The sequence below is a fragment of the Microbacterium sp. P26 genome (assembly GCF_023712585.1).
Taxonomy (GTDB): domain Bacteria; phylum Actinomycetota; class Actinomycetes; order Actinomycetales; family Microbacteriaceae; genus Microbacterium; species Microbacterium algihabitans_A.
This window is the reverse complement of sequence record NZ_JAMAXZ010000002.1, coordinates 68,420-82,725: the sequence shown is the minus strand read 5'-3', so window position 1 is coordinate 82,725 and position 14,306 is coordinate 68,420. Positions and strand designations below refer to the sequence as shown.

Annotated in this window: 13 protein-coding genes; 6 read left to right on the top strand and 7 right to left on the bottom strand. The window is 70.7% G+C overall.

All coding sequences use genetic code 11. The annotated features are described in order from the left end of the window. The first annotated feature begins 189 nt into the window (after positions 1-189). On the top strand, positions 190-732 hold the full coding sequence (locus M3667_RS03990) for an SRPBCC family protein (RefSeq protein ID WP_251505242.1): 543 nt from the start codon (positions 190-192) through the stop codon (positions 730-732). Positions 733-740: 8 nt separating this feature from the next. Here M3667_RS03990 and mnhG read toward each other — a convergent pair whose 3' ends face one another. The 7 genes from mnhG to M3667_RS03955 all read right to left on the bottom strand — a co-directional run bounded on the left by mnhG (position 741) and on the right by M3667_RS03955 (position 8,244). Beyond that, positions 741-1,121, bottom strand: coding sequence for a monovalent cation/H(+) antiporter subunit G (gene mnhG, locus M3667_RS03985; protein WP_251505239.1), 381 nt, complete (start codon positions 1,119-1,121; stop codon positions 741-743). Next, positions 1,118-1,384: a monovalent cation/H+ antiporter complex subunit F gene (locus tag M3667_RS03980; RefSeq protein WP_144830815.1), complete on the bottom strand. Its 267-nt coding sequence runs from the start codon at positions 1,382-1,384 to the stop codon at positions 1,118-1,120. The genes mnhG and M3667_RS03980 overlap by 4 nt, the downstream gene beginning before the upstream one ends. Beyond that, positions 1,381-1,995: a Na+/H+ antiporter subunit E gene (locus M3667_RS03975; protein WP_251505236.1), complete on the bottom strand. Its 615-nt coding sequence runs from the start codon at positions 1,993-1,995 to the stop codon at positions 1,381-1,383. The genes M3667_RS03980 and M3667_RS03975 overlap by 4 nt, the downstream gene beginning before the upstream one ends. Then, complete coding sequence (locus M3667_RS03970) at positions 1,995-3,548, bottom strand: Na+/H+ antiporter subunit D (protein WP_251505233.1); 1,554 nt, start codon at positions 3,546-3,548, stop codon at positions 1,995-1,997. The genes M3667_RS03975 and M3667_RS03970 overlap by 1 nt, the downstream gene beginning before the upstream one ends. Beyond that, a complete protein-coding gene (locus M3667_RS03965) occupies positions 3,545-4,174 on the bottom strand; it encodes a sodium:proton antiporter (RefSeq protein ID WP_251505230.1) in 630 nt (209 codons plus the stop codon). The genes M3667_RS03970 and M3667_RS03965 overlap by 4 nt, the downstream gene beginning before the upstream one ends. Continuing rightward, positions 4,171-7,098 carry a Na+/H+ antiporter subunit A gene (locus M3667_RS03960; protein ID WP_251505227.1) on the bottom strand — a complete coding sequence of 976 codons (2,928 nt, stop codon included), beginning with the start codon at positions 7,096-7,098 and terminating at the stop codon, positions 4,171-4,173. Before M3667_RS03960 ends, M3667_RS03965 begins: the two co-directional genes overlap by 4 nt. A gap of 96 nt (positions 7,099-7,194) precedes the next feature. Beyond that, positions 7,195-8,244, bottom strand: coding sequence for a LacI family DNA-binding transcriptional regulator (locus tag M3667_RS03955; RefSeq protein ID WP_251505224.1), 1,050 nt, complete (start codon positions 8,242-8,244; stop codon positions 7,195-7,197). Positions 8,245-8,302: 58 nt separating this feature from the next. Between M3667_RS03955 and M3667_RS03950 the strand changes: the two genes are divergently transcribed. The 5 genes from M3667_RS03950 to M3667_RS03930 all read left to right on the top strand — a co-directional run bounded on the left by M3667_RS03950 (position 8,303) and on the right by M3667_RS03930 (position 14,269). Beyond that, on the top strand, positions 8,303-9,544 hold the full coding sequence (locus M3667_RS03950) for a sugar MFS transporter (RefSeq protein ID WP_251505221.1): 1,242 nt from the start codon (positions 8,303-8,305) through the stop codon (positions 9,542-9,544). A 9-nt stretch (positions 9,545-9,553) separates the two neighbouring features. Continuing rightward, on the top strand, positions 9,554-10,252 hold the full coding sequence (gene nucS, locus M3667_RS03945; RefSeq protein WP_251505218.1) for an endonuclease NucS: 699 nt from the start codon (positions 9,554-9,556) through the stop codon (positions 10,250-10,252). Between the two features lie 47 nt (positions 10,253-10,299). Continuing rightward, positions 10,300-10,986, top strand: a complete 687-nt coding sequence (locus M3667_RS03940; protein WP_251505214.1) for an HAD hydrolase-like protein — start codon at positions 10,300-10,302, stop codon at positions 10,984-10,986. After that, on the top strand, positions 10,979-12,166 hold the full coding sequence (locus M3667_RS03935) for a hypothetical protein (RefSeq protein WP_251505211.1): 1,188 nt from the start codon (positions 10,979-10,981) through the stop codon (positions 12,164-12,166). The genes M3667_RS03940 and M3667_RS03935 overlap by 8 nt, the downstream gene beginning before the upstream one ends. 93 nt (positions 12,167-12,259) lie before the next feature. Beyond that, a complete protein-coding gene (locus tag M3667_RS03930; protein ID WP_308196429.1) occupies positions 12,260-14,269 on the top strand; it encodes a DUF2156 domain-containing protein in 2,010 nt (669 codons plus the stop codon). The last annotated feature ends 37 nt before the right edge of the window (positions 14,270-14,306 follow it).

Sequence of the window (14,306 nt, the reverse complement as noted above, 5' to 3'; positions counted from 1 at the left end):
CAGCGCGGGGCCCCGGGTCTCGCTCGTCCTGCCCCGTCCCGGTCCGGTCCCCGAGCCTGTCGAAGGGCCCCGCACCCGAGGTCCCTGAGCCTGTCGAAGAGACCGGACCCCACCGACCCCCCGGTCAAGGGGCTCTCCACCTCCGCCGCCCGCCCCCTACAGTCGAACCACGCCGACCGGAGGGATGCCATGGCCGCCCGCAACACCCGCCTCATGCGCTGCACGCCCGACGACCTGTTCGCCGTGCTCTCCGACGGCTGGCTCTACCCCGTCTGGGTCGTCGGGGCCGCGCGCATGCGCGACGTCGACGAGGAGTGGCCCCGGGAGGGGTCGCAGATCCACCACTCCCTGGGCATCTGGCCCGTCATGATCCATGACCAGACCGAGATCATCGAGTGGGACCCTCCGCGCCGCATGCGCCTCCGGCCCGAGGCGGGCATTCTGGGGCGTGGCGTGATCCGCATCGATGCCCGCCCGCACGAGTTCGGCACCGCCGTCACGATCCTCGAGGAGCCTGTGTCGGGAGCCGCGGCGATCCTGCCGTCGCTGCTGTGGAAGCCGCTGCTCATCGCCCGCAACCACGAGTGCCTGAACCGCTTGGCCTTCCTCGCCGAGGGGCGGAGAGAAGAACGAGAAGCGCGCGAACTGCACCACCGCACGACGACGCCCGACCCGGCCGGGGGCGTGCCGTCACCCGGTGCGCAGCGAGACGCGCAGAAGGCCGACGTCTGAGGGGGTCGTCAGCTTTCGGGACGCGACTGGGCTCCGGTCGAGCCCGGCTGCTCGGTGCGGTGCTGCAGCTCGTCGACGTACAGGTTCTTCTCGTCGGTGGTGCGGTTGCGATAGGCCGCGCGGCCCACCATATGCGCGGCGAGAGGCGCGGTCGCGAATTGGATGAGGATGATCGGGATGCCGAAGGCCACCGCCTCCCATGTGCGCTGCGACAGCGCGACGGCGACCACGATCAGCAGCACACCGAGCACCTGCGGCTTCGTCGAGGCGTGCAGGCGCGAGGGGACGTCGGGCCAGCGCAGCAGGCCGATGGTCGCGGTCAGGCAGAGCACCGCGCCGATCAGCACGAGGATGAGCGCGACCGTGTCGAGGACGGACTCGATGGTCATCGCGGGTTCTCCTTCCGCGCGACGAAGCGGGCGACGGCGATCGACCCGAACACGCCGATCGCGGCGATGACGAGCATCGCCGGCAGCGACCGGGTGTGGTGGTTGATCACCATGTCGGCACCCAGGATGCAGAGCACCTCGGTCAGCAGCACGTCGGCGGCGACCGCGCGGTCGAGGATCGACGGGCCGATGACCAGACGGATGAGCGCCAGCACGGCTGCGACCGCGAAGACGATGAGGATGACCACCACAAGTGCGTTCACGTCAGCGTCCTCCCATCGCGTGGCGTCTCGACGCCGTGACGGGCGTCGGCTTCGGACTCGGCGATCTTCGCGCGCAGCTCCTGCATCTCTTCCTTCGACCCGACGGCTCGCGTGATGCGGGCCTCCCACCCGAGCACGACACGGCGCTGGTGCTCGAGGTCGTTCTCGTCGCGCACGCCGATCGTGTGCAGGAAGAGCGTGCGGTTCTCGCGATCGACGTCGACGATCAACGACCCGGGGATGAGCGAGGCGGTGATCGCGGTGTGGGCCATGATCACGTCGTCATCGACGCGCAGGGGCACGGCGATGATCGCCGCCCCGGGCGGCCGCCGGAAGTCGAGCACCTGCCAGGCGACGATGAGCGACCCCTTCACGACCGCTCCGATGAAGGTGAGCACGAAGATCAGGCCGTACCAGAGGTTGATGCGGCCCGAGAGCTCGATCGGGGGCAGGCGGTAGACGCGCGTGACGAAGACCGCCATGACGAGCCCGGTGATCAGGGCGAGCCAGGTGAACTGCCCCCACAGCAGCATCCAGAGCGCGACGAGCCACACCAGCAGCGGCAACTGGTGCAGGAAGAGCGACATCTGCGCGCGACGCGTCGGGCTCATCACTCGCCCTCCGCATCCTGCAGCTGAACGAGGGTGACCCCGCCGTAGATGCGTTCACCCGCGCGGAGGCAGGCGTCGAGCAGGGGTCCGGCGAACACCGTCAGCGAGATCGTCACGACCACCATGCCCGCCGTCGCCATCGTCATGATCTTCGGGATCGTGCGGCGCTCGGTCGAGATCGTCGCGGCGGGCGCGTTGCCGAGGTACGCGATGCGCTCGGTCGTCTCGGCGGAGTCGTCGTCTTCGCGCCAGAACGACAGGTTCCAGGCTCGCATGAGGGCGTAGAGCGTGAGGATCGAGGTGACGATGCCGCCGACGATGAGCACCATCATCACGGGCGTCCCGACTTGGGCTGCAGCGTCGAAGAGGGCGTACTTGCCGATGAACCCCGAGAACGGCGGCAGACCGCCCAGGTTGATCGCCGGGATGAAGTAGAGCACGGCGAGCAACGGGGCCGCGCGCATGAGTCCCTTCACCTTCAGGATCGACGTGCTGCCCGCGCGGCGCTCGATGAGCCCCACGGCGAGGAAGAGGGTCGTCTGCACGATGATGTGGTGGACGATGTAGTAGATCGTCGCGCCCACCGCGAGCGGGGTATTGATCGCCAGGCCGAAGATCATGTAGCCGATGTGGCTCACGAGCGTGAACGACAGGATGCGCTTGAGCTCGGCCTGCGCCACGGCACCCAGGATGCCGACGATCATCGTCGCGAGCGCCACCATCATCAGCAGGAAGTTGATGTCGTTGTCGACGAAGAGCTGGGTCTCGGTGCGGATGATGGCGTAGACGCCGACCTTCGTCAGCAGGCCCGCGAAGACCGCCGTGACGGGCGCGGGAGCCGTGGGGTACGAGTCGGGCAGCCAGAACGACAGCGGGAACACCGCCGCCTTGATCGCGAAGGCCAGCAGGAGCATCAGGTGCAGGATCGTCTGCGTGTCCTGCGGCAACAGCGCCATGCGCTCGCTGATCTGCACCATGTTGACGGTGCCGAGCGCGCCGTAGACCATCGCGATCGCGGCGAGGAACAGGATCGACGACACCAGCGACACGACGATGTAGACGACGCCGGTGCGGATGCGCGACTCCGTGCCGCCGAGGGTGATCAGCACGTACGAGGCGACGAGCAGGATCTCGAAGCCCACGTAGAGGTTGAACAGGTCGCCGGCGATGAACGCGTTGAAGATGCCCGCGCCCAGGATCAGGTATGCCGGGTAGAAGATCGAGACCGGGGTGTCCTCGTCGTTGTCGGCCGCGCCCTGACCGATCGAGAACAGGAGCACCGCGAGCAGCACGATGCTCGTCACCACCACGAGCAGCGCCGCGAGCACGTCGACGTAGAGCACGATGCCGAGCGGGATCTGCCACCCGGCGATCGCGACGGCGATCGGTCCGTTCGTGTCGACCGCGACCAGCAGGATCGCACCCAGGATGAGCACCGCGCTCAGCGAGGCCACCGAGACGACGATCTGCGTCCTCTTGCGGCGGCCGAAGATGAGGTTGATCGCGGCGCCGACGAGGGGGATGCCGACGAGCAGGGGCACGAGGGCGCTCATGAGCGATCACCGTCCTGGGGGTCGCGGGGGGCGTCGCTCTCGTCGACCTCGACCGTTTCATCGCCCTCTCGGGCGATCGGATCGCTCAGACGGCCCGCCCGATCGCGCCGCACGGCGACGCGGTCCACGGGGGCGTCGTCGACGAGCTGGGAGAGGTCGCCCTGGTGCAGCACGCGGATGGGCGAGACGACGTCGCCCACGAAGTCGGTGGTCACGTCGTCGTCGTCCGATCGCGACTCCTCGTCCATCGCGTCTTCCGGCTCGTTCGCCACGCGCGTGCGCAGCGCGATGTCGTCGGCGTCGTCGACGAGGGTGTCGGCCTGGCCGAGCTGCCACGAGCGGTAGATCAGCGCGAGCAGGAACGCCGAGATCGCGAAGGTGATGACGATCGCCGTGAGCATGAGGGCCTGAGGGAGCCCGTCGGACATGTCCGCGGCATCCGTCTCCCCGTCGTAGAAGGGAGCGAGGGCCGGGCGGCCCATGACGATCAGCAGCAGCAGGTTGGCGGCGTTGCCCAGCAGCAGGAAGCCGATCAGCACGCGGGTGAGGCTGCGCTCGAGCATGGCGTAGACGCCGCACGCGAAGAGCACGGCCATGACGATGACGAGGACGAGGGAGATGCTCATGACGTCTTCACCTCGGCGTCTTCGGGGAGCTGCGATTGGCGGTCGACCTCGGCGCCGAGGCTGCGGAGCACGTCGAGCACCAGGCCGATCACGACGAGGTAGACCCCGACGTCGAAGATCGTGCTGGTGACGAACTCCCAGTGACCGATGAGGGGCAGCTCACCCTCGAAGGTGAAGCTTTGCAGGGGCGCGAACCCGAAGAACATCGGCACCATGGCGCACAGCACCGCGATCGCCATGCCCGCCCCGAGCAGCCGGCCGGCGTCGGTCGGCGCCGCGGCCCCCAACTCCCAGCGTCCGCCCGCGATGTAGCGCATGACGAGGCCGAGACCGGCGACCAGGCCGCCCGCGAAACCACCACCGGGCAGGTTGTGACCGGCGAACAGAAGGTAGAGCGACACGACCATCACCGAGTGGAAGAGCACCCGGATGATGATCTCGAGCAGGATCGAGCGGTTCTCGGGCTGCACCTTCGCCCCCGACACCAGCCAGGCGCGCGGAGCATCGGTCTCGCCCACGCGCTGCGCGCGCACGCCGCTGTCGGTCTCGACGAGGGGGCGGCGCCGACCGAGGCCCACACGCGCACGAGCGGTGCCCGATCGACGCGCGAGGTTGTCGCTGCGGTCGGTGATGAAGACGAGCGAGGCCACGCCCGTGGCCGCCAGCACGAGCACCGACAGCTCGCCCATCGTGTCCCAGCCGCGCAGGTCGACCAGCGCGACGTTCACCACGTTGCGACCGTGGCCGATCTCGTAGGCGAGGGGCGGCCACTCGAGCGAGATGGGGGCGTCCTGGCGGGCACCGGTGGCCACGATCGCCACCAGGGCCATCGTGAGACCGACACCCGCGCCGAGCACGGCCCGGGCGAGCGGGGCGACGGACGCGTTCTGCTCGCCCATGCGCGCCGGCAGCCGTCGCAGCACGAGCGCGAACACCACGAGGGTGACCGTTTCGATGAGGATCTGGGTGAGCGCCAGATCGGGGGCCCCGCTGGTGGCGAAGAGCACGACGAGACCGAGGCCGGTGACCGAGACCAGCGCGACGCCGGTGTAGCGCTTGCGGGCGCGGACCGCCAGGATTCCCGCCGCGATCATGAGCGGCGCGGCGATCAGCTGCGTGGGGGTGTGCCAGGCGTCGAGCTGCGCGCGCCATTCCGCAGAGGCGAAGAGGGCCGTGCCCTCGGCGACGACCAGCACGATGAAGATCGTGCCGACGTAGAAGGGCAGCGAGCCGCGCTGGAAGCGGGCCGTGACCCACTCCGAGGTGAAGTCCACGCCGCGCAGCGTGGCGTTGTAGACGTCGTTCGCGGTGAACGGCAGAACGCGGGCGCGCTTGTGCAGCTGCGTCTTGCGCACCAGCCAGAAGATCCCCGCGCCGAGGGCAAGAGTGCCGAGGGAGATGAACAGCGCCGGCTCGAGACCGTGCCAGAGCGCGAGGTGGTACGGGTATTCCGGAGCCTCGACCCCCGCCGTCGCCTCGGGCAGACCGTCGGCGTAGGGCGCGAGCCAGTGGTCGACGACCGGCGCGAGGAAGCCGAGGGCGAGCGACGCCGCCGCGAGCAGCACCGGTGCCGACAGGAAGCCGATGGGCGGGTCGGGCCAGTCGGTCGTGTCGACGTCGCGCTTGGTCCAGTAGGCGCCCCAGAGAAACCGGATGCCGTATGCCGCCGTGAGCGCGGAGCCCAGCACCACGCCGAAGAGCGCGACCAGACCCCACGGAGCACCGGCCTCGGCCTCGTGCAGCAGAGCCGTAAGTGCCGTCTCTTTCGCCACGAATCCGAGAGTGGGGATGACGCCCGCCATCGAGAAGATCGCGATGAACGATGCCGTCGCCATGACCGGCGCCTGGCGACCGAGACCCGAGAGCTGGCCGATGTCACGGGTGTTGAGCTGGCGGTCGATCACGCCGACCACGAGGAACAGGCACGACTTGAACAGGGCGTGGCTCAGCAGCAGGGCGACGCCGGCGAGGGCGGCGTCGCGGGTGCCGTAGCCGAGCATGACGGTGAGGAATCCGAGCTGGCTCACCGTGCCGAAGGCGAGGATGCGCTTGAGGTCGCGTTCGCGCAGGGCCTGGAACCCGCCCAGCAGCATCGTGAAGACACCGAGGGCGATGAGGGTCGGGCGCCAGAACGGCGTCTCGGCGAACCCGGGGGCGAGGCGCGCGATCAGGTAGATGCCCGCCTTCACCATCGCCGCCGCGTGCAGGTAGGCGCTGACCGGGGTGGGGGCCGCCATGGCCCCGGGGAGCCAGAAGTGGAAGGGGAAGATCGCCGACTTGCTGAGTGCACCGATGAGCAGCAGCAGCACGGCGATGTCGACGACCGTGCCCACGGGCGGGTCGGCGAGGATCGCCGACAGGCTCGAGGTGCCCGCCTGCACGACCATCAGCACGACGCCGATCAGCATGACCAGCCCGCCCAGGGTCGTCACCAGCAGGGCCTGCAGCGCGGCACGGCGACTGGCCGCACGACCGTGGTAATAGCCGATGAGCAGGTACGACAGCACGCTCGTGACTTCCCACAGCATGACGAGCACGACGATGTCGTCGGTGAGCACGAGCCCGTACATGGCACCGGCGAAGCCGAGGAGCACGGCCGAGAACTGTCCGACGCCGGCCGTCTTGCCCCGGAAATACCAGCGGCAGTAGAGCATCACCAGCGCGCCGACCCCGGTCACGACGAGCGTGAGGAGCCATCCGAGCACGTCCATGCGCATCGACAGCGAGACGTCGATCGCCGGGATCCAGCGGTATTCCTCGAACGGAATGTCGCCGCCGAACACCGAGGGGGCGACGGCGACGGCATGCGCGAACGCGAGCGCCGGAAGCGCGGCGGCGACGTAGAAGGCGCGAGGGCCGATGCGCGACACGAGCCACGGGAGAACCAGAGGAACCGCCGCGAAGGCACCGAGGAACATCAGCACGGTCGGGCCTCCTCGGGGTCGACGGGCAGGTGCCCGGGCTCTCGGGGTGTCGGACCTATTCTATGCGGCGCATGAGTCTTTCCGCGCCGCCGGCGATCATCTGGTAGGCGGTGGTGCGGTCGTCGTGCCCTCGCGGAACGTGCACGACAGGGCGAGCCCCGAGGGCTCGGCGTCTTCGAGCATCGCCGCGACCGCCTCCCCGGCGGCCCGACCTTTCGCTGTCGCGGGCTGCACGAGGGTCGTGAGCACGTGGGGCGCCAGACCGTCGACCACGACGCCGTCGAACCCGGTGACGCTGACGTCGTGCGGCACTCGCAGTCCGGCCTCCTCGGCCGCCCGGATCACTCCGGCGGCGAGCAGGTCGCTCTGCGCGATGACGGCGGTCGGTCGCCGGGTGGGATCGGCGAAGATCGTACGCCCCGCGATCGCGCCCTCGTCGATCGAGCTGGTCGCCGCGGCGAGCGCCGGGGCGTCGGGGAAGACCGCCCGCGCTCCCGCCAGGCGGTCGGCGGTGACGTCGACGCGCACCTCGGCGTCGTCGGCGATCCACCCGCGGCGGCGGGCGGTATCGGTGGGGAGGGTGACGATCACGACGTCGCGGTGGCCGAGCCCGGCGACGTGCAGAGCCGCTTCGCGCTGGGCCTCGGTGTTGTCGAGCAGAACCCGGGGGATCCCCTCGCCCGCGTCGCCCTCGACGACCACGACCGGGATGCCGCGGCCCCGGACGATCTCGAGCGAGTCGCGCATGCGCGGGCTGCAGCCGATGAGCACGGCGGCGTCGATGGGGGCGGTGTGCAGCGACGGCTCGCTCACCGTGACCCCGTCGTCGCGCAGCAGCAGGAGGGCCGCCCCGAGGCGCGAGACGCCGTCGGCGAGCCCGTCCATCATGTGCGTGGTGACCGGGTCGAGGAACGCGGTGCCGAGGTGCTGGTCGAAGACCACGCCGACGATCCCGGAGCGCCCGCGGCGCAGCGAAGCCGCTCGCGGGTCGGGGCCCGTGTAACCCAGCGACTCGGCGGCGGCCATCACGCGGGCCCTGGTCGCCTCCGAGGTGGGGGTCTTCCCGCTGAACACGACGGACGCCGTCGATGCGGAGACTCCCGCCTCGCGGGCGACATCGCTGATCGTCGCGCGTCTGGTGCTCACGGCCCGATCGTAACCTGCGCGATCCCGCGGCGCCGAATCGATTCGATAGGGTTCTTCCATGCACTCGACGCTCACCCGATCCCAGCTCGTCCGCTGGCACATCGCGATCTGCGCCATCTTCCTCGCGAGCGGGTTGAGCATCTCGACCTGGGCCTCGCGGGTGCCGGCCATCCGAGAATCCCTCGGCATCGAGAATTCCGGCGTCGGGCTGCTGCTGCTGGGAATGGGAGTGGCATCCATCATCGGCCTGTCGATCGCTCCGGCCGTCATGGCCCGCATCGGCGCCCGGAGCGGCATGCTCGTCGCCCTGCTCCTCGTCGGCGTGGGCCTGATGATCATCGGCTTCGGCGCCGACTCCCTCCAGCTCTTCGGCGTCGCCCTGGTGGGCCTGGCGTTGTTCGGCTTCGGTAACGGCGCGGTCGACGTGATGATGAACGTCGAGGGAGCGGCTCTCGAGAAGGCCACCGGCCGCACGATCATGCCTCTGCTGCACGCCTTCTTCAGCTTCGGCACCGTCATCGGCGCCGGTCTCGGCTTCGTCGCGGTGAGCCTCGGCATCCCCATCATCGCGCACAGCGTGGCGATGGGCGTGGTGATCATCGTCGTCGCGTTCGTCGCGGTGGCCAACGTTCCGCGCGCCGAGGTCGCGATGGACGCCCCGGCCGACGAGGAGCGGGCGCACTGGCGCGAGCGCCTCACGGTGTCTCTGCAGGCCTGGCGCGAGCCGCGCACCTACACGCTCGGCGTGATCATGCTCGGCATGGCCTTCGCCGAGGGCAGCGCGAACGATTGGCTGCCGTCCGCGGTGGTCTACGGTCACGGTGCCCCCGAAGAGGCCGGCCCGGCGGTCTTGGCGGTGTTCTCCGTGGCGATGACGGTCGGCCGCATCGCGGGCGGCCCGGTCGTCGACCGCCTCGGTCGCGTGCTCGTGCTGCGGGTGCTCGCCGGCACCGCCGCCGCGGGACTGCTGCTGTTCATCCTGGCGCCCTACGGACCCCTCGTCTTCGTCGGCGCCGCGTTGTGGGGCCTCGGCGCCTCGCTCGGCTTCCCGATCGGCATGTCGGCGGCCGCCGACGACCCCGCCAAGGCCGCATCGCGCGTGGCCGCGGCCGCCACGATCGGTTACGTCGCGTTCCTGTGCGGCCCTCCGATCCTCGGCTGGATCGGCGACCACATCGGCCTGCTCAACACGCTGCTCATCGTCGTCGGCCTGATCGTGGCATCCGGTCTCTTCTCCGGCGCCGCCAAGCCGCTCGCCGTCGCCGAGAAGGCGGAGGCCGAGCCCGCGCGACGCGATTAGGCTCGTCGGGTGCGTCTCGTCATCGCCCGTTGCTCCGTCGACTACACCGGCCGTCTCAACGCGCATCTCCCCCTCGCCACCCGTCTGCTCGTCCACAAGAACGACGGCAGCCTGCTGGTGCACTCCGACGGCGGCTCGTACAAGCCGCTGAACTGGATGAGCCCTCCGTGCAGCCTCACGCTCGAGCAGCCCGACGAGGTCGACGTCGAAGACGGGGTGATCGAGCGCTGGCGCGTCCTGCACGCGAAGACCGGTGACGCCCTGCTCGTGCGCATCCACGAGATCATCCACGACACCGCCCACGAGCTGGGGGTCGACCCCGGACTCATCAAGGACGGCGTCGAGGCCGACCTGCAGCGACTGCTGGCCGAGCAGGTGTCGGTCGTCGGCGAGAACCTCACGCTCGTGCGTCGCGAGTACCCGACCGCGATCGGCCCCGTCGACCTGCTGCTGCGCAATGACGACGGCAAAGGCACCGTCGCGATCGAGGTCAAGCGCCGCGGCGACATCGACGGCGTCGAGCAGCTCACCCGCTACCTCGAGCTGCTCAACCGCGACCCGCTCCTGGCGCCGGTGACCGGGGTGTTCGCGGCTCAGGAGATCAAGCCCCAAGCGCGCGTGCTCGCCACCGACCGCGGCATCCGGTGCCTCACCCTCGACTACGACGAGATGAAGGGCGTGCAGTCGGGCGCCCCGCGTCTGTTCTGACCGCGCCGCGTCGAGCCGGGCGGATGCCGCGCCGGTAGCGTTGACGCATGTCTGCACGCTCTCCCTTCTCCTGCGTCCTGTGGGACGTCGACGGAACGCTCGTCGACGCATCGGAGGGCATCCTCCGCCGATTGACCACCACGCTCGATCACTTCGGGCGCACGCCTCCGACGCGCGGCGAGCTGTCGAAGTGGATCGGTCCGCCCATGCGGGAGTCGTTCCAGGTCAACACCGGCATGACCCTCGCGCAGGCGGATGAGGCCGTGGTGTTCTACCGCGCGCTCAACAAGAGCGAGGGCTATACGGGCAGCGCTCAGCTGTATCCCGGTGTCGCCGAGCTCGTGCACGACGTGCACGCCGCGGGGGTTCCGCAGTCGACGGCGAGTTCGAAGCCCGAGGTGCAGGTGGTCGCGCTGATGGACCACTTCGGGCTGGCCTCCGATCTCGAGGCGATGGTGGGGGCGAGCCTCGATGAGCGCGCGCTGAGCGCCAAGTCCGACATCGTGCGCGAGGCGCTGCGTCGGCTCGAGGCAGCGGGCGCCGACACCTCGCGTCCCGTGCTCATCGGCGATCGGCATCACGACGTCGAGGGCGGGGCGGATGCCGGGGTGCCGGTCATCTTCGTCCGGTGGGGCTTCAGCTGGCCCCACGAGGCCGACGGTGCCCAGGCGGCCGTCGACGACGTCGACCAGCTGCGCGCCCTGCTCCTCGTCGACGATGACAGCGGTGTCTGACATCGACGGGGCGGTGCCGGCCCTCGTCGCCCTGATTCTCACGGTGGTCGCCGCGGCGATCGTCGTGTTCGTCGTGCGCACGATCCGTCGGTCGGCGAAGACCCGCGCGGCGGCCGATGCGGCGGTCGCCGAGGCCGCCGACGCCCTGCTGCGTCTCGATGACGCCGTCGTCGAGCTCGACGTGGCTTTCGAGGCGGCGGATGCCGACGACTCCCGCGATGCGCCCACCGAGCTGCGCCGTGCCCGCACGTCGGCGCACCGCGCCCGCGACCGCGGCTTCGTCGACGTCTCGGATCTCGACGATGCGTCGCTGATCCCCGCGACGCGGCGCGATCTCGCCCGTCGCACCCGGGCCGGTCTCGAGGGACAGCTCGCCCGCACGTCCGACACGCGGGCGCGGCTCGCGGAGTGGGTCCGTGCGAACCGTTCGACCGACGGGTTGGCGGCTGCGGCGCGCGAGCGTCGCGAGGCGGTCGTCGCGGCGGCGGGTGACCCCGAGCCGCTGCTCGATGCGCTCCGACACCGCTTCGATCGCTCCGACTGGGCCGAGGCCGAGGCGTCGGCCGCGGCAGCGGCGGCGGCGCTCTCCGAGGCGGACGACGCCCTCTCCGGAGCCATCGATGACGACGCTCTGCTGCGCGCAACGCGGGCGATCCGCCGGGCGGCGCGCCACCTGCGCGCTGTCGAGGACGCTCACCGCATCGCCTTCCAGGCCGCCGAGAACACCGACGCCGAACTGGCCGCCGCGCGCGCCGAGCTCGACGACGCCGTGCAGATCGCCACGACGCGGAGCGGGCAGTGCGCCCCCGACGCTCTCGAGCGTCTCCGCGCCGCGCGTGCGGACCTCGACGAGGCAGCCGCCGAGGCGGATCGCCGGCCGCGCGAGGCGATCGTGGCCGTCGCCCGCGCGCGCGAACTGCGCGACGACATGGTCGGCGACGCGGTGAGCCCGCGTCTGCGGCTCGAGGCCGCACGCGCCGCTCTGCCGGGCACGCTGGCATGCGCGCGCGCCGCCCTCGCTCAGGCCGACACCCGCGACGAGGTGCGACCGATCGCCGATCGTCTGCGGCTCGAACACGCGCGCCGCGAGCTCGCCGCCTCGCGCGCGGCCACCGACGCGGGCCGGGCTCTGGCCGACGCTCGGGCCGCCTGGCACGCGGTTCCGCCCCCGCAGAACTGATCCCCGACCGCAGCTCACGAGTGCCCTATCGTGAGCGGCATGGGGAAGAACACGACGCCGAGCCGTGCTCTGCGAGCAGCGAGGCGCATCCCGGTGTCCCTGGGACTCGCCGCGTCACTGCTCGTCACCGGTCTGCTCACCGGGAGTCTCTGGCAGCCATTCACGGCATCCGATCTCTTTCCCGCCGTCGCCTACGGGGTGCCGGCATTGCAGGCCGGTCGCTGGTGGACGCCGGTCACGGGAACGTTCTTCGTCGATTCGCCCTGGCTGTTCCTCGCCGGCCTCCCCGCCCTCGCCGGGATCGGCTACCTCGAATACCGCCGCGGCAGCCGGGTCGCCGCCGCGACCTTCGGGGTGGGTCAGCTCTTCGCGGTCCTCGCCGCGGCCCTGCTGCTGTGGGGCGGCTCGCTGCTGCCGTGGACGTGGGCGCAGCAGCAGGCGGATGTGCTCTCGGTCGGTCCGTCGGCCGGACTCTTCGCGTGCATCGCCGCCTCCGTCGCCCTGCTGCCGTCGCCGTGGCGCCTGCGGGCGTGGACGGTCCTGCTCGCGGGCCTGTCGGTGGCCCTCTTCTACTACGGCTCGCTCCCCGACGTCGAAAGGCTGCTGGCGGTCGGGCTCGTGCTCGCGGTGACGAGGTCGCTGCGACCGCAGCGGGTGAACGTGCGCGAGCAGCGGCTTCTCGCCTTCGTCGTGCTGTGCGCGCTCGGCGCGATCGAGATCCTCGGCTACCTCGCCCCGATGACCGGCCCGTTCGGCTCCTCGGCCGCGACCTCGGGATCGTGGATCGACGTGGCCGTCAACACCGTGATCGTGCTCGTCGTGGCCACCGCTCTCCGCCGCGGTCGTCGATGGGCGTGGATCATCGTGATCGTCTACGTGGCGCTGAATGCCGTGCTGGTGCTGCTGCTGATCGCCGTGCTGCTGCTGGCGGGGCTCCCGGGCGTCGAGGCCGACCTCGATGCCGACGTCACGAGCGTGCTGGCCTCGTCGGCGCTGTGGATCGTGGCGGGGGCGTATTTCGTGCTCGTGCGCGGTGCGTTCCGGGCTCGTCCGCGCGCCCAGCTCGGCACCTCACCCGCGCCCACGGCACAGGAGGTGAAGACCGCCTTGCACGCCGACGGCGGCGGCACCCTGTCGTGGATGACGACGTGGGAGGGCATGTCGTACGCCCGGTTCGGCAGCGGGATCGTCGCCTACCAACGCCGCTCCGGCGTCGCCCTGGCCCTGGCCGACCCGATCGGCCCCGCCGCGGAGCGCGCGCAGACGGTGCGGGCGTTCATCCAGGCCGCCGAGGCCGCGGGCCTCGCACCCTGTTTCTTCAGCGCCGGTGAGGCCACGAACGCCGCCGTCCCCGACGGGTGGCGCAGCATCGTCGTCGCCGACGACACCGTGGTCGACCTCCCCGGGCTGCAGTTCACCGGAAAGGCATGGTCGGCGGTGCGCACCTCGCTCAACCGCGCGCAGCGCGAGGGCATGACGTTCCGCCTGTCGCGCCTGTCCGACGAGAGCTGGGGCGTCCGGCAGCAGTTGCGCGCGATCTCCGACAGCTGGGTCGGCGAGAAGGACCTGCCCGAGATGGGCTTCACGCTCGGCACCCTGCACGAGGCCGCCGATCCCGAGGTGCGCCTCGCGCTGGCCGTCTCGCCGGCGGGCGACGTCGACGGATTCCTCTCGTGGCTGCCGGTCTACGGCGAGGGCGCGATCACGGGCTGGACGCTCGATCTCATGCGCCGCCGCGAGGGCGGCTTCGGCCCCGTCATGGAGTACCTGATCGGCGCGTCGGCGCAGCAATTCTCGAACGAGGGCGCGGCCGTCATGTCGCTGTCCGGGGCCCCGCTCGCACACGAGTACCCCGCGGATGCCGGCGTCATCGCCGACCTGCAGGAGCGCATGGCCACGATGCTCGAGCCCGTCTACGGCTTCGCGTCTCTGCACCGCTTCAAGCAGAAGTTCCACCCGCGCTACGAGACGATGTATCTGCTCTACCGCGACGAGGCCGATCTCACGCGCATCGGCGCCGCCCTCACGCGCGCGTTCCTGCCGCACGCGACGCTGCGACAGTTCGCGGCCGCCGGCGTCGATCTCGTGCGACAGGAGCACTGACGAATCCCGGATGCCGTGGCATCCGGAATCGTGAGAT